Raw genomic sequence first — 21,305 nt, 5'->3', positions numbered from 1 at the left:
TCCAGACTAAACTGATCCGGTGGCTGAAGATGCGGATTTCCCGGAGAGCAGGGCCACCGTGTACACCACGCTGGCGGCGGGGCCGGAGTTCCGCCACGAGATCGAAGTGAAGCGCTCCCGCTTCATCACCGTGCTGCACCGCACCGGGGACGAGGAGGGCGCCCGCGCCGTCCTGGCTGGTCTGCGCAAGGAATTCCACGATGCGCGGCATCACTGTTCCGCGTTCGTGCTCGGTCCCGACCGGGCCGTGCAGCGCTCCAACGACGACGGCGAGCCGTCCGGCACCGCAGGCACCCCGATGCTCGACGCGCTGCTGAAACGCGAAACCGCGCCGGGTGTGACGGACCTCAGCGACGTGACCGCCGTCGTCGTCCGCTATTTCGGCGGCATCCTGCTCGGCGCCGGCGGACTGGTCCGGGCCTACTCCGAATCCGTGTCCGCTGCCCTGGACCGGGCGCCGCTCGCGCAGCGCCGCCGGCTGCGGATCTGCGCGGTGACGGTCCCGCACACGGCGGCCGGCCGGCTGGAGAACGAGCTGCGCGCCGCGGGCTATGTGATGGCCGAAACCAGTTATGAGGCGCAGACTACTGTCCTGAGGCTTGCACTGCCGGATGATCCGGCGGGTCTGGCCCGGGCGGGGGAACGTGTCGCCGCCCTGTCCGCCGGAACCGCCGCATTGCTGCCTGGAGAAACGGAGTGGATCGATGTCCCCCTCGGCTGAGCCTTTCCCTGCCGCTGTCCGGCTCGTGGACGTCGACGAGCCGGTCCTGGAGCAGCTCCTGACCGTCGCGATCCAGGACGCCGACCCGGACGAGGTGACTCCTCCGCTGGGCAGCGCCTCCGGCTGGAACTCCGAGCGGATCAGCTGGTTCCGCGAGTACCATCATGCTGCCGCAGGGCTCGACGGGCCCGCGCAGCAGAAGAGCTGGGCGATCAGCTCCGACGGGAAGCTGGCAGGATCCATCCGGCTCAAGCGGACCGGAAATGACTCGCTGGAAACGGGAATCTGGCTGGGCCGCAGCTTCCGTGGCCACGGCATCGCGCGGGAGGCCCTGCGCCTGGTGATTGAGCGGGCCGCGGCGTCCGGGGCTGCCGTACTGGAGGCCGACACCACAGCGGGCAATGCCGCGGCCCTGGTCCTCCTGCGCTCGGCCGGCGCAGAGTTTGAGCAGGGCGAAGCCTCCGACGCCGCAGCGGTCCCGGTCAAGGCCAGGATCCCGCTGCGCTGAGGCCCTCCGGCTGGACATGCCCCACCTTGGCCGCAACCGCTGGACATACGCCCATTGTGCCCATCCGCATGGCCCAGGGCTGGACATGTCCTCCCGCTGGCTCCGCGGCCCCGGCTGGACATGCCCCACCCTGGGCCGCAGCCGCTGGACATACGCCCATTGTGCCCGTCCGCATGATCGCCGAGCGGGCCGACAGGATCCAGGCCATTGCCGGTGCCACCGGCGCCGCCACCTGGACGTTCACCGCCAAAGCAGTGGGAGCGTGGCGAACCGCCCTCAACCCTGCCAGTTAGTGCCGTGCTCCGGATGCGCTGCAGGAGTCGTCATTCTCGCGTTTCCCCGGTGTCTACTGGCTGGGCGTGTCGCCCGCCCACGTGGGCGGCTGGGATTCGGTGCTGTGCCACTCCGAGGGTGCCGCCCCGGGGCGGAGAACGTCGTTGAGCCAGTAGGTCTCGTCAGGGTTCCAGCCCGCGAGCACCGTGCCGGACTGACCGACGGCGAGGTGCCGCCCGGCGGTCGTAAGGTAGCCAGAAACGGTGAGGTGAACGCCGTCGTAATCCGCGGCGACGGCGGACCAGTCGGGCATGAGCCAGGACGCGTCGACCCCTGTTGTTCGCCACCAGTCGTGGCGCTTGGCCAGGGTGACCACCAGGGGGTAGCGGGCCACGAGGCCCGTCCACGCCATTGGCTCGGATATTTCATAAATGCGAGACCCTGAGGCCGGCGCGAGCGGCCAGACCCTGGCGCGCTTCCAGCCGATGCTGTCCTCGACCAGCATGAGTTTTAAGGCCCCCAGCCCGGTGATGCTCCTGGTGGTTGTCACCAGATCAGACAGGGCCGGCGTGGACCACCACCGCCCGCTCCAGGGAGCTGCGGGGTCCCGCGGGCGTTCCGCTGCTTGACGTTCGTCGGCGATGGTCGAGGCCTTCCAGCGAGCGAGCTTTCCGGCGGCATCAGTGAGGCTTGGAGGTTGCAGCTTGCGTTCATCAGTCCATTGCACGAAACATTGCCGGTCCAGAGCCACCGAGCTTGGGCGCAACCAGCCCGCCAGGGAAGCCGACAGCAAAGCGGCAACGGGGCCGAGGGCCGTCAGGACAGGGCGCTGCCGGAGCAACTCATCGGTCTCGTCGGGTTCCTGCCAGTAGCGGGCGGAATCCACGGCCTCTGCCAGTCCGGCCAGCAGCACGGAACCTCTGGCGGATTCAGCCACCGCTCGTGCATCAGGGCTGCCGAGAGCGCGGGCGAGTTCATCCAGCAGCCTCTGATCCCGCGGAGCCATGGCAGATCCCAGTGCCAGCGTCCAAATCTCCGGTCTCGCGGCCGTGAGCACGCCTAAGCAGAACCGCCGTCCCCGCGGGCCAGCCAGCAGGTCCTCAGTCATGGGGCACGCCGGGACCCGGCCGCGATCCGCGGAGGAAACCTTCCATCAGGTATCCGCCGCTCCCCTCAAGGACCTTGTCCGCGATTTGGATGAGCCGCTCCGGGCTGCGCTCCGGGGAAGCAGCCCAGTCCCTTAGCCCGGCGGCAGACTCATCACCCGGGAGCTGGTCCAGCCGGCGGACCGCCCATTTGCCCTTGCCCAGCCACTTTCCGTGCTGCAGGAGCAGCAGCTCTACCGACTGCAGGAAGACCTCTGCGGCGATGGCGAAGGATTCCGCCGCGACGGCCGATCCCCGCAGGTCGTCGAGGGAACTGCTCAGCTCGTACCGGCGCAGGCCGCGGTCCTGGTCCGTCAGCGGCTCGGGCCCGCGTTCCATGTATAACTGCGCCGCCCGTTGCCACGCTTCCCCCGGCCCGCGGTCGGCAAGCAGGACTCCCTGGGCACACAGGTCGCCGAGGACGGCGCAGCGGGCGGCCCGCTCCCGGGCGTACCAGACCGCCAGGCTGGACGGGGTGTGGACAAATGCTTCAACAATCCACCCTGCATGGCGGCTCGTTTCGGCGTAGTTGTCCGCGCCGTCACGGTACAGGATCACGATGTCCAGATCCGAGGTGGGAGTGCTCCGGGCCCGGGCCGTGCTGCCGCCGAGGATGGCGGCATCGGCGTCGGGGTGTTTTTCTGCCACGAAGGCGCGGGCTGCACTGACTGGGTCCATCAGCCCATCCTGCCGGAGCCGGCCCGGCGCGGCCTGCAACCACGCGCCCGTCGCGCCCGGTTCGGGGTCCCGGGCATGCCGCGCGCACGGACCCAGGACCGGACATAGCGCCACCGTGCCCCACGCTGCGGCGGGAAGAGTGGACATGTCCCGCGGGCGCCCGGTTCGCGGCCCGGACATGCCCCTCCCGCCGGCCCGGAACTGGACATAATGCCCATATGTCCAGTGGCGGCGGCAACGACTGGGCATGTCCACCGGGCAAGCACCCCGTGGGCATGTCCTTAACGAAAGGTGGCCGCCCCATCAGGGACGGCCACCTTCACGGTGCTACTTCAAGCTACCAACTGCCCAGCCTCAGGAAGCGGACTCCCTGCGGACCAGAGGCAATTAGTTGCCGGTCAGCTTCTCGCGCAGTGCTGCAAGAGCCTCGTCGGAAGCGAGCGTGCCGCCACCGGTGTTGGTCTCGGCTGCAGCCGGCTCGGAGGAGTAGCTGGTGGTGCCGGAGTCGCTCTCACCGGACGTTGCAGCTGCAGCGTCGTCGGCAGCGTGCTGGGCAACCTGCTTCTTGTGGGCTTCCCAGCGGGTCTGAGCGTCAGCGTACTGCTGCTCCCAGGCGGCGCGCTGCGTCTCGTAGCCTTCAAGCCACTCGTTGGACTCTGGATCGAAGCCCTCCGGGTACTTGTAGTTGCCCTCTTCGTCGTACTCAGCGGCCATGCCGTAGAGAGCCGGATCGAATTCGGTGGACTCGGCGTCGACGCCCTCGTTGGCCTGCTTGAGGGACAGCGAGATGCGGCGGCGTTCGAGGTCGATGTCGATGACCTTGACGAACAGCTCGTCGCCGACGGAGACAACCTGCTCGGCCAGCTCAACGTGGCGCACGGCGAGCTCGGAGATGTGGACCAGGCCTTCGATGCCGTCTTCAACGCGAACGAACGCGCCGAACGGAACCAGCTTGGTGACCTTACCCGGAACAACCTGCCCGAGGGCGTGGGTGCGGGCGAAGGTCTGCCACGGATCTTCCTGCGTAGCCTTGAGCGACAGGGAAACCCGCTCGCGGTCCAGGTCGACCTCGAGAACCTCGACGGTGACTTCCTGGCCAACTTCGACAACCTCGGACGGGTGGTCAATGTGCTTCCAGGACAGCTCGGAAACGTGAACCAGGCCGTCTACGCCGCCCAGGTCCACGAAGGCACCGAAGTTGACGATGGAGGAAACGACGCCGGGACGAACCTGGCCCTTTTCCAGCTTGTTGAGGAACGTGGAGCGGACCTCGGACTGGGTCTGCTCGAGCCAGGCACGGCGGGACAGCACAACGTTGTTGCGGTTCTTGTCCAGCTCGATGATTTTGGCTTCGATCTTCTGACCGATGTACGGAGCAAGGTCGCGCACACGGCGCATCTCGACGAGGGATGCGGGCAGGAAGCCGCGCAGACCGATGTCGAGGATAAGACCACCCTTGACAACCTCGATGACGGTACCGGTGACGACACCGTCTTCTTCCTTGACCTTCTCGATGTCGCCCCAAGCACGCTCGTACTGAGCGCGCTTCTTGGAGAGGATCAAGCGGCCTTCTTTGTCTTCCTTGGTGAGCACCAGGGCTTCGACGAGATCGCCAACGGAGACAACGTCTCCGGGATCAACATCGTGCTTGATGGACAGCTCGCGGGAGGGAATGACACCTTCGGTCTTGTAACCGATGTCGAGCAGAACTTCGTCGCGGTCGACCTTGACGACGGTACCTTCGACGAGGTCTCCGTCGTTGAAGTACTTGATGGTGGCGTCGACTGCTGCGAGGAAGTCCTCAGCGGTACCGATGTCGTTAATCGCGACTACGGGTGTACCGGGCTTCTCGGTGGAGGTGATGGTCATGTAGTAGGGGCTCCGTTGTGGATAGTTAGTCGGTCAGGCAAACCGCTGCGCCCGCGTCGGCGACACGGGCACAGAACACGGCATTTCACCGGGTCATCCTGATTTGTGGATTGTAGATGCGCGCACGTAGTACACGCCCGTTTAGTCTAGTCGTATACGGGAACGCCGGTCAAAGCGCAACGGGTCGGTCCGGATCCGCCTAGAAATGCGTCAGGCAGTGCGGTGCGCGCTCGACGGCGAACATGAGTCTCGCTGTCAGCGCCGCCCCGGGCGCGTGCTCGGTGATCCGTCCCGCGGCGGCCAGGGTTACCGGGCAGACGGCGCCCAGATAGATGGATCCGAGTTCCGCGACGTCGAGGGACAGCTCCGGGTCGGCGCTGTCCGGGGCCGCCGCGACGCTGGCTTCGCCGGCACGCACGGTCAGGGTGAACACGCCCGCGGCGAACCCCAGATTGTCGGTGACGCGCAGCACCAGGCTGCCGTCGGAGGAATAGCGCCGCGCGGCGAGGGCCTTGGCCGTGTCCAGAATCCGGAGCCAGAGCATGTCGCCGTTTTCGCTGGACTCGATGCAGCGCGGGTCCTCCAGGGCCCACGCCAGCGGATCGTCCACGGGCGCTTCGGCCCAGGTGACCCGGTCGATGAGGTCGAGGCTGCCGAGGAACTGCCACAGCTCCAGGTAGCCGGATTCGGTGGCCGCCACGAGGTCGATGACTTCCATGGCGGGGGGCTTGGTGTCCCACCCGGAGAACTTGTAGGCGACATAGCCGTCCACGGCGCCGTCGGCGTCGTAGTGCAGCGCGCAGCGCATTGATTCGTCCTCCGCGCCGTCCTGGCCGAGCGTGCCCGAGCTGCGCTGCCGGTACGCGTCCTGCCGCACGAGGGAACCCGGGGTGGCCCGGTGGACGCGGTCGAACACGACCGGGGCCAGTTCCAGCAGGACCTTCCGGTCGGCGATCTCCACGGAGCCGGTCGGGGTGTGCCGCAGCCGGAACCGCGGGCCGGTGTTCACCTTGATGCTGCGCTCAAACGTTGCGACGCCGAAGCCGAAGCGGCCGTAGATGGAGGCTTCCGATGCCGTCAGGGCGGCCATCGCGAGGCCGTCGGCCCGCGACGCGGCGAGGTCTTCGGTCATCATCCGGCGCAGGAGCCCCTGCCGGCGGTGGGTTCCGCGGACGGTCACGGCGGTGATCAGCTGCGCCTCGAGCTGCCGGCCGTAGCCGACGTTCAGGTGCTTGCGCAGCGTCCCGAAGGTTGCCACCGGAATATCGGCCGCCAGGGAGTGCGCGGCCACGGTGCCGGTCTGGTAGACCCCGGTCATCTCCCGGTTGTCCGTCCGGTACATGGCCATGACCTTGTCGACGAACTCGTCCTTGTGCCGCTCGTCGTAGAACCCGACGCCGACGCCCCGCAGCCAGGCGACTCCCAGCGCGTAGTCCGGTTCACACTTTTCGGCCGCACGGAACCGCCGGATTTCGTACTTTTCTGCCACGTGTTGCTCCCCCTGAGAATGTTGCGGAACCGGGTACCCCGGAGGGGACCCCAGCGCCGCGCTGGCTGAATGACTAGTGCCCGGCCTCGTACCAGCTGGAGCCGACGCCGATCTGGACGTCGAGCGGAACGGTCAGCTCGGCGGCCGAGCCCATCTGCTCGGTCACTAGCTTCTCCACGGCCTCCCGCTCGCCGTGGGCCACTTCGAGGACCAGTTCATCATGGACCTGCAGCAGCATCCGGGATTTCAGGCCCTGTTCGGCCAGGGCTCCGGAGACGCCCAGCATGGCCCGCTTGATGATGTCCGCGGCCGAGCCCTGGATGGGCGAGTTCAGCGCAATGCGCTCCGCGTTCTCGCGCAGCTGGCGGTCGGTGCTGGTGAGGTCCGGGAGGTAGCGGCGGCGCCCTTCAATCGTGGAGGTGTAGCCGTCGATCCGAGCCTGGTCCACCACGCCGCGGAGGTAGTCCCGGACGGCGCCGAACCGGTCGAAGTACTCCTTCATGAGGGTCCGCGCCTCGTCGACGGAAATCTCGAGCTGCTTGGAGAGCCCGAACGAGGTCAGCCCGTAGGCGAGGCCGTAGGACATGGCCTTGACCTTCGAACGCATCGCACTGGTGACCTGGTCGGTGGGCACGTGGAAGATGTTGGAGCCCACGAACCGGTGCAGGTCCTCGCCGTCCTTGTAGGCCTGGATCAGCCCGGGATCCCCGGAAAGGTGGGCCATGATGCGCATTTCGATCTGCGAGTAGTCCGCGGACAGCAGGCAGTCGTAGCCGTCGCTGACCACAAAGATGCCGCGCACGCGCCGGCCCTCCTCGCTGCGGATGGGGATGTTTTGCAGGTTCGGGTTGTTGGAGGAGATCCGGCCCGTGGCCGCGACGTTCTGCGCGTAGGTGGTGTGGATCCGGCCGTCGTCGGTGACGGACTTCTTGAGTGACTCCAGCATCTGGCGCAACTTCGAGGACTCACGGTGCGCCATGAGCTGGACCAGGAATTCGTGCCCGGTCTTTTCCAGCAGGTTCTTAAGCGACGCCGCGTCGGTGGTGTAGCCGGACTTGATCTTCTTGGTCTTCGGCAGCCCCAGCTCCTCGAAGAGCACGGTCTGCAGCTGCTTGGGTGACCCGAGGTTCACCTCGTGCCCGATCGCTGCGAAGGCGAGTTCCTGGGCGTTGTCGATCACCTTGGCGAGATCCGCCAGTTGCTCGTCCATGCGGGCCATGTCGATGGCGATTCCCGCGAGTTCCATGTCGGCGAGAACCCGGCTGACGGGCAGCTCAAGGGTGGTCAGCAGGTCCTGGGCCTTGCGCTCGGCCAGTTCCGACTCGAAGTACCGGCTTAGCGCCCGGACGACGGCGGCCACGTGGACCAGCTCGCCGGCGGCGGCGTCATCGCCGTCGAACGCCAGCTCCAGCTGGCCGGCCTTGGCGGCGTCGGTCGAGACGCTCAGGTTGAGGTGGTGCTGGGCCAGTTCGGCAAGTTCATAGCTGCGGCGGTCCGGCTGGATGAGGTAGCCGGATATGGAGGTGTCGTCCACCACGCCTTCCAGGCCCAGGCCCCGGCTGGAGAGGGCCTTGAGCGCTGCCTTGTAGCCGTGCATGACTTTGGCCGCGCCGGCGTCCCGCAGCCAGCCGGCCAGGACGTTTTCCGCAGCCGCGTCCTGGCTGGCGAGGTCGATGTACGCGGCCCCGTTGTCATGGACGATGGCCAGGGCGGCGGCATCCTCGACGATCTTGCCGGGCACGAGGTCGACGGCGACGGCCGCACGCAGGCCCGTCCCGGACTCGAGGAAAGCGGTCAGCCCGGCAGCGTCCGAGGGGATCACGTAGTGGGGGGTATCGAGGCTTTCCCGCTCCGCTTCGGTAACCTCACTGCCGTAGAGGGCAAAGAGCCGGGCCCGGATGGTCTTGAATTCGAGGGCGTCGAACAACTCCTCGAGGGCGGCCTGGTCCGGCCGCGGATCCGCGAGCTCCTCCAGCGTCACCGGGAGCTCGAGGTCCGTGTGGAGCCTGTTCAGCCGCCGGTTCCGCTTGACCTCCTCCACGTTTTCGCGGAGGGACTCCCCCACCTTTCCGCCGATCGCGTCGAGGTTCTCCAGGACCCCCTCCAGCCCGCCGTACAGGTTGATCCATTTGGCCGCCGTCTTGGGCCCGACGCCGGGGACGCCCGGAAGGTTGTCCGCGGACTCCCCCACGAGGGCGGCGAGGTCCGAATACTGGGCGGGGCTGACGAAGTACTTTTCCTGGATGGCCGTTGCGTCCATCCGGGGAATGTCGCTGACGCCCTTCCTGGGGTACAGCACAAAAACGTTGTCCGTAATCAATTGGAAGGCGTCACGGTCGCCAGACACGAGAAGTACCTCGAAGCCTGCTTTTTCACCCATTGCGGCGAGCGTTGCCAGGATGTCATCCGCTTCATAGCCGGGCATCTTGATGGTCTTGATGCCCCAGGCGCCCATCACCTTGTCGATGAGGTCAATCTGGCCGCTCATCTCCTGCGGGGTCTCGTTGCGTCCGCCCTTGTACTCGCTGTACTCGGCTTTGCGGTGGGTGGTGTCGTCCGAGACGTCAAAGGCCACGGCCACGTGGGTCGGCTTCTGCTCCTTGATCAGGTTGATGAGCATGGACGTGAACCCGTGGATCGCGTTGGTGTGCTGGCCCGTCGCGGTGGAGAACTTGTCCGCGGGCAGGGCGAAGAACGCCCGGAACGCCATGGAGTGTCCGTCAAGGACCAGAAGGCGCGGCTGGTCCGTGATCGGAATGACGGGCGCCACGGTGGCGGAAACCGACTCCGCTGCCCGGCTCGATTTCCGGACGGGCTTGGCCGCAATCACGGATTCGGTCTCAGTCGCCGGGAGAATGTCTGTTGCGGTGTCCGCCGAAAGGGGGGCAAGGGCCGGTTTGGTAGTTTCGCTCACAGGTGCCAGCCTAGTTCCCATGAAGGACAATTTCACGCCGGGCCCGTTCGCGGCCGAACTGGCGGCTGCCGGGATTCCCGAGGAACTGCACGACTGGCTGGGGCAATACGGCGTGGGGGCCCTGGTGGTGAAGATGGGGATCCATTTCCTGGAGATGAGTCCGGAGCGCACGGTCGCCACCATGCCGGTGGAAGGCAACACCCAGGTGGCCGGGATCCTGCACGGCGGCGCCCATGTGGTCCTCGCCGAGACGCTGGGTTCGTTCGCCGCCGGTATGCACGCCGGGCCGAGGCGGCAGGCACTGGGGATTGAGGTCGGCGCAACCCATCACCGGGCCATCACCACCGGCACCGTGACCGGCACGTGCACGGCGATCCACTTGGGCCGAACCCTGACCACGCACGAGATCGTCATGACGGACGAGAAGGGCCGACGGCTGTCCACGGCCCGCATCACCAACCTGATCCGCGACACCGCCGAATAGGCACTTGCCGGTCGGCACCACCCCGGGCAGGGGCTACGCCGGGGCGCGCCCGAACCGGTACCGCAGCTCCACGATGCCCCGCCCCATGGTGTGCGAGGACAGTAACTCCAGCGGTGCCGTCGGGCCCGTCATGGGCAGCACCGCCTTGCCGCTGCCGAGGACCACGGGAATGATCGAGATGATGATCTCGTCCAGCGCACCGGCGTCCGCGAACTGGGCCGCGAGGACCCCTCCGCCGACGATCCAAACGTTCCGGCCGCCCGCAGCGGCCCTGAGGTCCTCGACGAATTCGGTCACGGGGCCCCGGACAAAGGTCACGTCCGCGCCCCGGGGGGCGGAGAGCTCGTGGTGCGTGAACACCCAGCACGGCGTGGCGGGATACGGCCAGTGGCCGGGTTCGTGCTTCCGCAGCCAGGCGTAGGTGTCGCCCCCCATGACGATGCAGCCGACGTCGGCCATAAAGGCGTCGTAGCTGTCCTTGCCGCCGGCGAACCCGTCGAACTGGAGCAGCCAGTCCAGGTCGTCATCGGCGGTGGCGATGAACCCGTCCAGCGAGGACGCGACAAAATACTGGAATCCGGACATGGCCCCAGCCTAGCCACTCCCGGCCGGGGTGCCCATCGTCCCCGCGTTCCACTCCGGGAAGCCGGAGGCTACTTGCTGAAGTAGGGAATGATCAGGTAGAGCCCGAACAGCACGGCGAGGCCGCACAGGGCGAAGCACACGTAGGCGAGCGGCCGCAGCCAGGCAGGCTTTCGCTCGCTGACGTCACCGGCGATGGCTGTGAGACGGACGCCCAGCGAGTACAGGACCACCACGGTCACCGCGGAGACAAGCGTTGCGCCGGCCACTTGAACGAGTTCCAGCCACTTCATTACAGTTCGTCCTTCGGCTTGTTGTTCGCGCGGCTGACGGCCAGGGCCTTCTTCTTGCGGAAACGCACGGCCGCGCCGGCTTCCTCAACCTCGACGGCGTTGTGGTGCCCGACGTGGGACTTCTTGGAGTGCAGGAACATGTAGAGCACCGCACCGGTCCCGGCCACGGCGGCAATGACAACGCCTACGACGCCGGTTTGCACCAGCATGGCGGTGAGCGCGCCCACGAGCCCGGCGGCCGGGAGGGTGAAGAGCCAGCCGATCGCAATCTTTCCCGCGGTTCCCCAGCGGACGGTGGTGCCGCGGCGGCCCATGCCCGACCCGATCACGGAGCCGGAGGCCACCTGGGTGGTGGACAGCGCAAAGCCCAGGTGCGAGGACGCCAGGATGGCCGACGCCGTGCTGCTTTCGGCGGCAAAGCCCTGGGCGGGCTTGACGTCGGTGAGCCCGGATCCCATGGTGCGGATGATCCGCCAGCCGCCGGAGTACGTGCCGATCGCGATGGCGAAGGCGCAGGAGGCAATGACCCAGAACTGCGGGCCGGAACCCGGTTCCTGCGTGCCCGCGGCGATCAGCACCAGGGTGATGATGCCCATGGTCTTTTGGGCGTCGTTGGTGCCGTGCGCCAGGGCCACGAGGCTGGACGTGAAGATCTGGCCGTTGCGGAAGCCGCCGCGCTTCTGTGTGAGCTTGGTGCCGGTCTCCGGGTCGTGGCGGGAAGTCAGCGCGTAGGCCAGTTTGGTGCAGAGGTAGGCCACCGCGCCGGCGATGATCGGCGCGAAGATTGCCGGGAGGATCACCTTCTGCATGAGGCTCTCGAAGTTGATCGAGTGGATGCCGATGCCGGCGATGGCCGCGCCGATCAGGCCGCCGAAAAGTGCGTGCGAGGAACTCGACGGGAGACCCTTCAGCCAGGTGATCATGTTCCAGAGGATGGCGCCCATTAGGCCGGCAAAGATGATGTCCGGCGTGATCTGGATCCCGTCGGAGCCTTCCTTGATGATGCCGCCCGACACGGTCTTCGCCACTTCCGTGGACAAGAATGCCCCCACCAGGTTCAGCACCGCCGCAAGGGCGACAGCCGTTTTGGGTTTGATGGCACCGGTCGCGATGGGCGTGGCCATCGCATTGGCCGTGTCGTGAAATCCGTTGGTGAAGTCAAAAAAAAGCGCCAGCGTTATTACCAGCGCCACCATGATGGTGATTTCCACCTGTTGCCCAATCTGCAGAGTCGACGGTCAGCAGTTTCATTCCCCGTTGCCGCAAGATTCATCCAGGATTTACCGGGAGGGAGTGCAGCGTTCAGCAAAGTAGCTTGACGTCTTAAATCGTACCGGGGGAAAGAGAGCAGTGCAAAAACGACCGGCAAGGGTGCTTCCCCCTATGGTGTGTGCTCCCGCGCCGGTTTCCGTCAGCCCTGACGGAAGTCTGGTTTTCCGCCGGCGCCGATCATTCCGGCGATCTTCTCCTCAAGCGCGGCAAGCGTCGCGTCCGGCAGCACAATCAGGCCGTCCAGTTCGCGCCGCGCACGCTTGTACGCGGTTTGCCGCTCCGCCGGTGTCGCGGCAGCGTCCGAAGCGATCCGCAGGAGTTTGCGGGCCGTCGCCAGGCGGTCCCGCTCCGGTCCGGTGAAGTTGCTGTCCTTGATCCGCCGGGCTTCCCGCTCGGCGACGTCGAAGGCCAACTCGAAGCTGTGGACGGCCTCACGGTACTCCCCCAGTTGCGCCGCCGTCGTGATGTCCTCCGGCGCCCCCGGCCGCAGGCTGTCGGCCGTCCGCTTGGCCCGCAGGAACGCCACGGTCAAGGGTTCGCGCACATCGGTCATGACCGGGAAGTCGATGAGTTTCCCCACGTCAAGCTCGTAGTCGAGCCAGCGCCGGTTGACGGCGTCGTGGCTGTCAATGAGCTGCCGGACCTGGGTCCGGCTGGCCTTCTCCTGCGCTGCCGCCTGGTTGCGGAGCTTATAGAGCTCCACCCGGCGCCGGTGCCGGCGTTCGCTGGCTTTGGACCAGGAGCGTGCCCAGCCGCCGAACAGTCCGCTCAGGGGGAAGACGAGCCACCAGAAGTGACCGACAAAATCAAAAATCTCCTCCACGGCATCATCCTCCCATCCGTCCAGGACAGGCTCAAGGGTCGCGCCGCAGGACAGCCCCCTCGCTCAAGGGGCTGTCCTGCGCAGGACTGACTCCTCCGCCGCTCAATCCTCGTGCTTGACCTTGTGCACCCGTGTGACGATGGTCGGGCACGGCAGGTTGAGGAGGACGGCGTGGGCTGTGGACCCGAGGACCATCCGGGAGAAACCGCCACGTCCGCGGCTGCCGATCACGAGGAGCCGGGCGTCCTTGGCCGCTTCGACCAGGGCCTTGGCGGGTTCGGTGTCAGGCTCAAGCTTCTGGTGGACAACGAGGTCCGGATATTTGTCGGCCAGCCCGGCCACGGATTCGGCCAGGACGATCCGGTCCTCTTCGAGGATGGTCTCGGCGAGCCCGCTTTTCGGCAACTGGTTTTCGATCCAGCGGGCGGGCCTGCGGAAGGCGAGGACCACGGTCAGCTCGTCACCGCCCCGGTCTGCTTCCGCCGCGGCGAAGTCCACCGCCTGCAGGGATTCTTCGGAGCCGTCCACACCAACGACGACGCCGTGGTCGGAGCCGCGCTTCAGCGGGATCACGGCCGCCGGGATTTCCGAGGCGGAGACGATCTGCAGGGCGCGGTCCGTCAGCGGACCGCCGTCCATCCAGTGCTTGTCGTGCTCGCCGACGACCACAATCGACGCTTCCTTCGACACCTCGCGCAGGACCGATCCGCCGCTGCCATGACGCAACTGGATGTCCACCTTCACGTCGGGCGCCTGCTCGGCGGCGCTGGCTTGCGCCTTCTGGAGCATGTCCATGCCCGATTGCCTGATCAGCTCGTGGTACTGGAAATCCGGGGACATCCAGCGGTCGTCCACGGCATGGATGATGGTGACCGGAAGCTTGTAGCTGCCTGCCCGTTGGAGGGCCCACGTCAGCGCGGCCTCACTGCCGGCTGATGCGTTGAATCCGACGACAATTGGTTTATTCATTCTGAATCCTGCTCTTTTCCGTGGCGCGGTCAGTTCTGCGAGGCCATGATCCGGGCGGCAGCCCAAGAGTCCGCCGACACTTCAGTGTGCGCTGGGCCCTGACCCCCGGTTAGGGCCTTAAGCCCCTCACTCCCCACAGGCCCCGTGCGTAGCGTCGAGCCATGCAGCAGGACGCGTTGCCGGACAGGAGCCATCATGGACCCCAGGCCTCCGGAGGCCCCCGCCGGGCTGTACTTCATCAGCGGCGCGCTCAGCGGTCTGCTCTCCGCCGGCCTGGGCATCGCCGGAGGCCTGCTGGAAGGGGCCCTGACGGGTCCGTGGCCGGACGCCGCTGACCCCGGCTACGCGCAATTCCTTGTGGCGAACCGGGCCCCGGTGCTCGCACAGAGCATGCTCTTCGTCTTCAGCTCCGCCGCACTGCTCTGGTTTCTGGGCTACGTCCGGGCCCGGCTGCTGCGCGCCGAACGGGAGCCGGGCCCGGTCTCCGGAATAGCGTTCGGCGCCGGTGCGCTGGCCGTAGGTCTGAACATCCTGGGCCAGGCAGCCCAGATCACCCTGACGCTTCCTTCCCAGGCCCGGATTCCCCCGGAGGTCGCAGCCGCGGTGGCGGATCTGTGCCTCGTCACCCTGAACCTGGCGAACCTGCCGGCAGCAGTGATGTTCCTGGCCATCGCGCTGCTGTCGCTGCGGCTGCGGGCTTATCCCCGGTGGCTGGGCTGGACGGCGGCGGCGGCAGCTGCGGCGTCGGTCGTTTCCACCTTCTCGCTGGTCCCGGCGGACGGCCCGCTGTCCCCGACCGGCGCCGTGACGACGGCGCTGCGCCTGGTGCCGCTGCTCTGGTACGTTCCGGCCGCCGTCGTCATGCTGCGCCGGCCCGGCGTCCAGCCGCGGGGAGCGGGTTAGAAGCCGGTGGGCTCCGTCTCGAATTCCGGTTCCCGCGGCGGTCCTTCATGGTGCACCGGCCGCAGGGCGTTGGTGTGCTCGAACCAGATCAGCGCGTCGTAGCGCTCGCCGATCCGGGTCGGAACGTAGTTCCCGAGTTCCCGCTCGGGGTGGTAGACCACACCGATCGCCCGGTGGCCGAGCCAGGTCGAGAGCCACGGGCCGGACCTGTCCTCACCGAACTCCAGCACCGACGGCACCCCCAGGGCCTCATGCAGGAAGTCTTCGTGGCTGCCGCGCCGGGCCGGCGGAACCGGCAGGATCCGTTCCGGGCTGCCCCAGGCGTCCGCGGCGATCACCTCGCCCCGGTGGGAGGCAAGGCCCACGAGCATGACGCCGTCCGCGGCGTGCCGTTCGCGCAGCAGCTGCCCCACGTTGACGAGTCCGTCCTGGGCCATGTCGGTGGCCCGGGCATCCCCCACATGGGTGTTGTGCTCCCAGATGAGGCCCTTCGACTCAGGCCCAAGGTGCCGGCTGAGCCGGTCGATCGTGTCGGCCATGTGGTGGTCCCGGACGTTCCAGGACTGGCGGTCGCCGCGGACCATGATCCGGTAGTAGTGTTCGGCGTTGGCGGCCACTTCGGCGTTCTGCACCGCTCCGAAGGCGGCCTCGTCGTGGCCGCCCGGGGTGGACACCCGGCTCCTGACCTCGGTGAGGAGCGCGATGACGTCGGCCTCACAGGACTGCGGCACCAGCCGCGTGCTCCAGGCGTACTTGTGCGGGTCCTCGCGGTGCGGCAGGAAACACTGCCAGGCACGCAGGGCGGCGGGGACGGCGTCGGGCACGTTGTCCTCCAGCCAGCCGATGATCTCCCGGAGCGAATCCCAGAGGGAGTACACGTCGAGTCCGTAAAACCCGACCCGCCGGTTCATCGGTCGGCTGAGGTTCCAGGTGCGCAGCCAGTCCAGGAACGCGGCAACCTCCTCATTGGCCCACATCCAGGTGGGCCAGCGTTCGAAGCCGGCGAGCAGGGCATGGACGCCCTGCCCCTGTCCCGTCTCGCCCCGCACCCAGCGGTTGATCCGCCAGCAGTCGGGCCAGTCCCCCTCCACCCCGATCCAGTTGTAGCCCTCTTCTTCGATGAGGCGCCGGCTGAGGGTGTCACGCCAGGTATAGAACTCGTGGGTGCCGTGGGAGGCTTCCCCGATCGCGACGAACCGGCAGTCCGCCGCCCGCCGGACCAGCCCGTTGAGGTCCCGGTCCGTCTTCAGCGGCCGGGCCAGTGAGTGGATTTCGGCCAGGACCGAGGATTTGGCGACGCCGGAAGTCATCGGGGCTCCTCGATCGAGATCTGCTCCAGGTGTTCGGGGACCCGCACGCGCCAGCCGAGCTCACGTTTGATCCTGATGCGCAGGGCATCCGAGGCGTCCGGTTCGCCGTGCGTGATATAGGTCATCCGGGGTTCCCTTTCCGCGGCCTGCATCCACGAGATGATGCCGTCCGCGTCGGCATGCGCGGACAGGCTCTCCATCTGGACCACTTCAGCCCGGACCTTGACGTCCTCACCGTAGATCCGGAGCTCGCGCTCGCCGGCCGCCAGGGTGGCGCCGCGGGTGCCGCCGGCCTGGTAGCCGCTGAGGATCACCGCGTTTTTCGGATCCGGCCCGTAGGCCGAGAGATGGTGCAGGACCCTTCCGCCGGTGAGCATGCCGCTGGCGGAGATGATGATCATCGGGCCGCCGCGGAGATTCAGCAGTTTGGATTCATCGACCGAGCGGGTGAGCTTGGCGACCTTGTACATGTTCATGTATTCCTGCTCCTTGAGCCGGTGCTCCTCGGGGTGCCGCTGGTACATCCCGGACGCATCGATGGCCATCGGACTGTTGAGGAACACGGGGATGTCGGGGATGAGGTTCTTGCTACGGAGCCGAGACAGGTGCAGCATCAGGGTTTCCGCCCGGCCGACGGCGAACGCGGCGAACAGCACGACGCCGCCGCGCTTCGCGACCCGGTTGATGATGTCCCCGAGCTGCTGTTCAGGGTCCACCGAAGGGTGTTTCCGGTTCCCGTAGGTGGACTCCGTGACCAGCACGTCGCTCGCGACGAGCGGCCGGGGCGGGTACATCAGCGGGTCGTCCGCCCGGCCCAGGTCCCCGGTGAAGTGGACCGAACGTGAGCCGATCCGGACGTGGACCTGCGCGGCGCCGAGGATGTGCCCGGCCGGCAGGAACGTCAGTTCCATCCCCCCGCCGAGGTCCAGCGGATCGTCGAAATCCTGGATCTCGAAGCTGTTGAGGGACTTCACCGCGTCGGCCGCAGTGTAGAGCGGCAGGGCCGGACTGTGCGTGGACGATCCGCGGTGGGTGGCGTACCGGGCCTCCTCCTCCTGCAGGTAGCCGCTGTCGGGGAGCAGCAGCTTGCACAGGTCCGTGGTGCCGTCGGTGGCGATCACCGGTCCGGTGAACCCGTCCCGCACCAGCGCGGGGACGTAGCCGGTATGGTCCAGGTGCGCATGGGTCAGGACCACGGCGTCGATCGAGGCCGGCCGGACCGGGAACGGCATCCGGTTCCGTTCGCGGCTGCGTTTGTAGCCCTGGAAGAGCCCGCAGTCCACCAGCACGCGTTTTCCGCCGGCCTCGAGCAGGTACCGGGAACCGGTGACAGTGTCGGTGGCTCCGAGGAAACGGAGGGTGGGCTGCTGGTGTTTCATGGTGCTCCCGATCCCGGATGTCCTGCCTGGACTGACCTTCATCGACACGAAACGGCACGGCTGATCCGCGCAGGCGATGTACCAAGCTTCCGCCCGGGCCCGGCCCGCCCCTAGGGCCATAAGTCACGAGCCGCAGCGCCGCCGCGGAGCCGCCGCAGCGCCCGGCACCGGGCCCCGCACTGCGCCCGGCACTCGGTCCGGCGCAGGGTCCGGCACTGGGCCAGGCGCAGCCCCGCCCCGGGCACCGGTAGGATTTTCCGGCGGGCCCTTTTGCCCGCGAACACCGGGCGATTCCAGCGGCAAGGACTGATGATGAAGAAGAAATCCACGCGGACGGCGCCCCACGGCAAGGGCCCGGACGGCGCTGCCCATGAGCACGGGCAGCCTGGGCAGCCCTGGCGTGACCGCCCGTGGACCGGTGCTTACGGGCCCGGTGTTCCGGCGGACCTGGTGCTCCCCGAGGGTTCGCTTGTGGACCTCATGGACAGCTCCGTGCGCCGCTACGGGTCGAAGACCGCCCTGGAATTCTTCGGCGCCCGCACCAGCTACCGCGAGCTCGGCACGCTGATCAGCCGGGCCGCCGCCGGGCTGGAGAAACTCGGCGTCAAGGCCGGGGACCGGGTTGCCCTGGTGATGCCGAACTGCCCGCAGCACATCGTTGCCTTCCATGCCGTGCTGCGCCTCGGCGCCGTCGTCGTCGAGCACAATCCCCTCTACACGGACCGGGAACTGCGCCACCAGTTCGAGGACCACGGGGCCGCCGTCGCGATCGTCTGGGACAAGGCGGTGGAACGGGTCCGCCAGCTGCCGGCCGACGTCGGGCTCCGCAGCATCGTCTCGGTGGAACTGATCCCCGCGATGCCGCTGCTGCAGCGGCTGGCGCTGCGCCTTCCGGTTCCGGCGGCCCGCAAGGCCCGCGCCGCCCTCTCCGTCGGCAGGGACCAGCCGAGGGGCCGGACGGCTCCCGCCGCGCGCCCGGTGCTGCCCTGGCGGAAGCTTCTGGACGCCGGAGAACTCAAGCGGAAACATCCGCGCCCCGCGGCCCGGGACCTCGCCGTCCTCCAGTACACCTCCGGCACCACGGGACTGCCCAAGGCCGCCATGCTCAGCCACGCCAATCTGCAGGCCAACGCCGCGCAGGGCCGGGCCTGGGTGCCGGGGCTCAAGGACGGCCGGGAGACCGTGTACGCGGTGCTGCCGATGTTCCACGCCTACGGCCTGACGCTCTGCATGACATTTGCCCTGAGCATCGGCGCGAAGCTGGTCCTGTTCCCCAAATTCGACGTCGACCTGGTGCTGAAGGCGCTCAGGAAGTCCCCGGCGACCTTCCTCCCGGCCGTGCCGCCGATTTACGACCGGATCGCGGCGGCGGCGGCGGAACGCGGCATCGGACTGGGAAGCATCCGCTTCTCCATTTCCGGCGCCATGAACCTGCCGACGTCCACGGTGGAGACCTGGGAGAAGGCGACCGGCGGCTACCTCATCGAGGGCTACGGATTGACCGAGACGTCCCCGATCGCGATCGGCAACCCCTTCGGCCCCAGCCGGAAGCCGGGCACCGTCGGGGTGCCGTTCCCGCTGACCGACATCCGGGTGGTGGATCCCAGGAACGTCGCGCTGGACCGCGCCCCGGGCGAGGAAGGGGAACTGCTGATCCGCGGCCCGCAGGTGTTCTCCGGCTACTGGAACCGCCCGGAGGAGACCGAGGAGGCGCTGCTCGACGGCGGCTGGTTCCGCACCGGCGACATCGTCTCCGTGGACGACGACTACTTCGTGACGATCCGGGACCGGATCAAGGAGCTGATCATCACGGGAGGGTTCAACGTCTCACCCAGCGAGGTGGAGGACGTCCTCGCCACGTTCCCCGGTGTTTCGGAAGTCTCCGTGGTCGGGTTGCCGCGCCCCGGAGGCGGCGAGGACGTGGTCGCCGCCGTGGTGCCGATCCCGGGCACGACCATCGATCCCGACGCGCTCCTGGCTTTTGCCCGGAAACACCTGACCGCCTACAAGGTGCCGCGCCGGGTGGTGGTGCTCGATTCCCTGCCCCGCTCACTCATCGGCAAGGTCCTCCGCCGGGAAATCCGGGACACCCTCGTCGCAGGGCACTGAACCGAGGGGCCGCTGGTGCCCGGGACCTGGTTACCGCCGGCGGCCCGGTCCCGGATTAAGCCGCGCGATCGCCGTCGACAGGACGGTGGCGAAGCCGCACCACACGGCGTACGGGGCCAGGGACACACCGGCGCCGCGGTTCAGGCGGTGCGTCCGCCGCACCAGGTCGGCGCTGCTCGCCGTCAGCACGGCGCACTCCGCCGCGGCCAGCCACGGCCGGCGGGCACGCCAGAAAAGCCAGCTCCATGCCGCGTTGAGGACGAGGTTGGCCGCCAGGGCCCCCCGGTAGGCGGCCAGCTCCCGACGCCGGGTCCTGCCGCCCGGGGTGTCCGGGGCGGCCGCGGCTGCTCCGCCGCTGTCCAGGGCGGCGGCGGAGCTCACGGCCAGGTCCGCGTACAGCGCCGTCCACACCACGGGAAAGGCGATGGCGGGCGGCTGCCAGTCCGGTTTACGCAGCCGCCGGTACCAGCGGCTGTCCGGATCCGTCGCGATTCCGCCGGCCGCTGCCGTCGCCGCGGTCGCAGCCGCGGTCCACACCACTGTCATGAGTTTCATTCCTGCTCCTCTGTTCCCGTCGCTGCCGCCGTGTCCGGCCGCAGCCGCTCGCCGATAAACTCGATGGTCCGTTCCAGCGCCGCCTTCGTCGGGTGCCCCGGCGTGTCCACCAGGTCCACGGTCAGGACGCAGTGCGCGGACGGGGCGATGCCGTACGGGTTGCCGGGCGAGGAATCGACCTCAATGCCTTCGAAGCTCTCACCGAATTCCCGCCGCAGGGTGGCGAAGCGTTCCGCCGGACACCCCCGGTCGTTGCTGAACCGCAGGCCGAGCAGCCGGAGTCCCTGGCTGGTCCGCGCCTTCACCTGCGCCAGTTCGCCGTCGTCCAGCCCGACGGCGGCCCGCCTCCGCGCGGTCAGGCCCGCCGGCAGCGCGGGCTGGCTCATGACCGGCGCCAGGACGGCCGGTTCCAGCGCCATCGCCAGGGCGAAGCTCCCCGTCATGCACATGCCGATCGCCCCGACGCCGGGACCGCCGCACTCCCGGTGCGCCTGGGCGGCGAGGGCACGCAGCCAACCCGTGGCCGGGCTGCTCCGGTTCGCCAGCACGGCGAATTCGCGGGAAATGCACACCTTCGCGATGGACTTCACGATCCCCTCGCCCGCCTTGCCGCCAGGCCGCCCGAACATCGAAGGGAGATAGACCGTGAAGCCCCGGTCGATCAGCCGGCGGCCGAGGTCCAGGACGCCGGGGTGGATCCCGGGAACCTCATGGATCAGGATCACGGCCGGGCCCGCCCCGGCCCGGAAGACCTGGTGGCGGATGCCGCCGTGACTGAAGGTCGATTCGGTGAAGCCCTCCAACGTCTCCCGTTGCTCCGACGGTTCCCGGTGTTCCGGCATGGACGGCCCCCTCGGTTCCGGGCGGCACTGCTGGAGTCACTTCCGCCGCCCCGCGTACCGCACATGCTACGGAACCGTGGCGCCGCCGTCGACGGCAGATCACTTGCGGCGCTCCGACCCAGCTGATAGGCCTGTAACAGGCCAAAAGGTAGGGTGCTTATTAGTAGAGACCCACGGCCTGAGCAGG

General features: G+C 67.9%; 20 protein-coding genes. 6 read left to right on the top strand and 14 right to left on the bottom strand.

The features are described 5' to 3' along the window. Positions 1–19: 19 nt before the first annotated feature. The 3 genes from AC06G6_RS09470 (at position 20) to AC06G6_RS09460 (ending at position 1,522) form a co-directional block, all read left to right on the top strand. Positions 20–721, top strand: a complete 702-nt coding sequence (locus AC06G6_RS09470; protein WP_479828437.1) for an IMPACT family protein — start codon at positions 20–22, stop codon at positions 719–721. After that, complete coding sequence (locus tag AC06G6_RS09465) at positions 705–1,229, top strand: GNAT family N-acetyltransferase (protein WP_479828436.1); 525 nt, start codon at positions 705–707, stop codon at positions 1,227–1,229. The genes AC06G6_RS09470 and AC06G6_RS09465 overlap by 17 nt, the downstream gene beginning before the upstream one ends. 161 nt (positions 1,230–1,390) lie before the next feature. Next, complete coding sequence (locus tag AC06G6_RS09460; RefSeq protein ID WP_479828435.1) at positions 1,391–1,522, top strand: hypothetical protein; 132 nt, start codon at positions 1,391–1,393, stop codon at positions 1,520–1,522. A 53-nt stretch (positions 1,523–1,575) separates the two neighbouring features. Here AC06G6_RS09460 and AC06G6_RS09455 read toward each other — a convergent pair whose 3' ends face one another. The 5 genes from AC06G6_RS09455 to polA all read right to left on the bottom strand — a co-directional run bounded on the left by AC06G6_RS09455 (position 1,576) and on the right by polA (position 9,393). Further along, on the bottom strand, positions 1,576–2,508 hold the full coding sequence (locus AC06G6_RS09455) for a hypothetical protein (RefSeq protein ID WP_479828434.1): 933 nt from the start codon (positions 2,506–2,508) through the stop codon (positions 1,576–1,578). A gap of 94 nt (positions 2,509–2,602) precedes the next feature. Continuing rightward, the gene (locus AC06G6_RS09450) at positions 2,603–3,325 is read right to left on the bottom strand and encodes a nucleotidyltransferase domain-containing protein (protein ID WP_479828433.1); all 723 of its coding nucleotides are present in this window, start codon (positions 3,323–3,325) and stop codon (positions 2,603–2,605) included. Between the two features lie 387 nt (positions 3,326–3,712). After that, positions 3,713–5,194 carry a 30S ribosomal protein S1 gene (rpsA, locus tag AC06G6_RS09445; protein ID WP_282379167.1) on the bottom strand — a complete coding sequence of 494 codons (1,482 nt, stop codon included), beginning with the start codon at positions 5,192–5,194 and terminating at the stop codon, positions 3,713–3,715. Between the two features lie 199 nt (positions 5,195–5,393). Continuing rightward, entirely contained in the window at positions 5,394–6,683 is a 1,290-nt protein-coding gene (locus AC06G6_RS09440) for a GNAT family N-acetyltransferase (protein WP_479828432.1), read from the bottom strand. A gap of 73 nt (positions 6,684–6,756) precedes the next feature. Next, the gene (gene polA, locus AC06G6_RS09435) at positions 6,757–9,393 is read right to left on the bottom strand and encodes a DNA polymerase I (protein WP_479828608.1); all 2,637 of its coding nucleotides are present in this window, start codon (positions 9,391–9,393) and stop codon (positions 6,757–6,759) included. A 223-nt stretch (positions 9,394–9,616) separates the two neighbouring features. Here polA and AC06G6_RS09430 point away from each other — a divergent pair, with 223 nt between their 5' ends. Continuing rightward, entirely contained in the window at positions 9,617–10,081 is a 465-nt protein-coding gene (locus tag AC06G6_RS09430; protein WP_479828431.1) for a hotdog fold thioesterase, read from the top strand. Positions 10,082–10,114: 33 nt separating this feature from the next. Here the strand turns inward: AC06G6_RS09430 and AC06G6_RS09425 are convergent, their stop codons facing one another. The 5 genes from AC06G6_RS09425 to AC06G6_RS09405 form a co-directional block, all read right to left on the bottom strand. Then, positions 10,115–10,666 carry a dihydrofolate reductase family protein gene (locus AC06G6_RS09425; RefSeq protein ID WP_479828430.1) on the bottom strand — a complete coding sequence of 184 codons (552 nt, stop codon included), beginning with the start codon at positions 10,664–10,666 and terminating at the stop codon, positions 10,115–10,117. A gap of 68 nt (positions 10,667–10,734) precedes the next feature. Next, positions 10,735–10,956 (bottom strand): hypothetical protein, encoded by a 222-nt coding sequence (locus AC06G6_RS09420; protein WP_307464053.1) that lies wholly within the window; start codon positions 10,954–10,956, stop codon positions 10,735–10,737. Then, a complete protein-coding gene (locus tag AC06G6_RS09415) occupies positions 10,956–12,167 on the bottom strand; it encodes an inorganic phosphate transporter (protein ID WP_479828429.1) in 1,212 nt (403 codons plus the stop codon). Before AC06G6_RS09415 ends, AC06G6_RS09420 begins: the two co-directional genes overlap by 1 nt. Positions 12,168–12,367: 200 nt before the next feature. Next, the gene (locus tag AC06G6_RS09410) at positions 12,368–13,051 is read right to left on the bottom strand and encodes a hypothetical protein (protein ID WP_479828428.1); all 684 of its coding nucleotides are present in this window, start codon (positions 13,049–13,051) and stop codon (positions 12,368–12,370) included. 102 nt (positions 13,052–13,153) lie between these two features. Further along, the gene (locus AC06G6_RS09405; RefSeq protein WP_479828427.1) at positions 13,154–14,020 is read right to left on the bottom strand and encodes a universal stress protein; all 867 of its coding nucleotides are present in this window, start codon (positions 14,018–14,020) and stop codon (positions 13,154–13,156) included. Positions 14,021–14,215: 195 nt separating this feature from the next. Between AC06G6_RS09405 and AC06G6_RS09400 the strand changes: the two genes are divergently transcribed. Next, complete coding sequence (locus AC06G6_RS09400; RefSeq protein WP_479828426.1) at positions 14,216–14,923, top strand: hypothetical protein; 708 nt, start codon at positions 14,216–14,218, stop codon at positions 14,921–14,923. Here AC06G6_RS09400 and AC06G6_RS09395 read toward each other — a convergent pair. Together AC06G6_RS09395 and AC06G6_RS09390 are read right to left on the bottom strand one after the other, a co-directional pair. Beyond that, positions 14,920–16,233: an erythromycin esterase family protein gene (locus tag AC06G6_RS09395; protein ID WP_479828425.1), complete on the bottom strand. Its 1,314-nt coding sequence runs from the start codon at positions 16,231–16,233 to the stop codon at positions 14,920–14,922. The genes AC06G6_RS09400 and AC06G6_RS09395 overlap by 4 nt on opposite strands. Beyond that, positions 16,230–17,612 (bottom strand): MBL fold metallo-hydrolase RNA specificity domain-containing protein, encoded by a 1,383-nt coding sequence (locus AC06G6_RS09390; RefSeq protein WP_479828424.1) that lies wholly within the window; start codon positions 17,610–17,612, stop codon positions 16,230–16,232. The genes AC06G6_RS09395 and AC06G6_RS09390 overlap by 4 nt, the downstream gene beginning before the upstream one ends. A gap of 309 nt (positions 17,613–17,921) precedes the next feature. On the opposite strand from AC06G6_RS09390, the gene AC06G6_RS09385 reads away from it, so the two are divergent. Next, positions 17,922–19,721, top strand: coding sequence for a long-chain-fatty-acid--CoA ligase (locus AC06G6_RS09385; RefSeq protein ID WP_479828423.1), 1,800 nt, complete (start codon positions 17,922–17,924; stop codon positions 19,719–19,721). Between the two features lie 30 nt (positions 19,722–19,751). On the opposite strand, the gene AC06G6_RS09380 is transcribed toward AC06G6_RS09385, so the two are convergent. Together AC06G6_RS09380 and AC06G6_RS09375 are read right to left on the bottom strand one after the other, a co-directional pair. Continuing rightward, positions 19,752–20,276, bottom strand: coding sequence for a TspO/MBR family protein (locus AC06G6_RS09380; RefSeq protein WP_479828422.1), 525 nt, complete (start codon positions 20,274–20,276; stop codon positions 19,752–19,754). Further along, positions 20,273–21,118, bottom strand: a complete 846-nt coding sequence (locus tag AC06G6_RS09375; RefSeq protein WP_479828421.1) for a dienelactone hydrolase family protein — start codon at positions 21,116–21,118, stop codon at positions 20,273–20,275. Before AC06G6_RS09375 ends, AC06G6_RS09380 begins: the two co-directional genes overlap by 4 nt. Positions 21,119–21,305: the final 187 nt, after the last annotated feature.

This window comes from Arthrobacter sp. CJL-S3, from assembly GCF_056711635.1.
The sequence above is the reverse complement of the archived record's forward strand: the minus strand, read 5'-3'. Positions and strand labels throughout refer to the sequence as shown.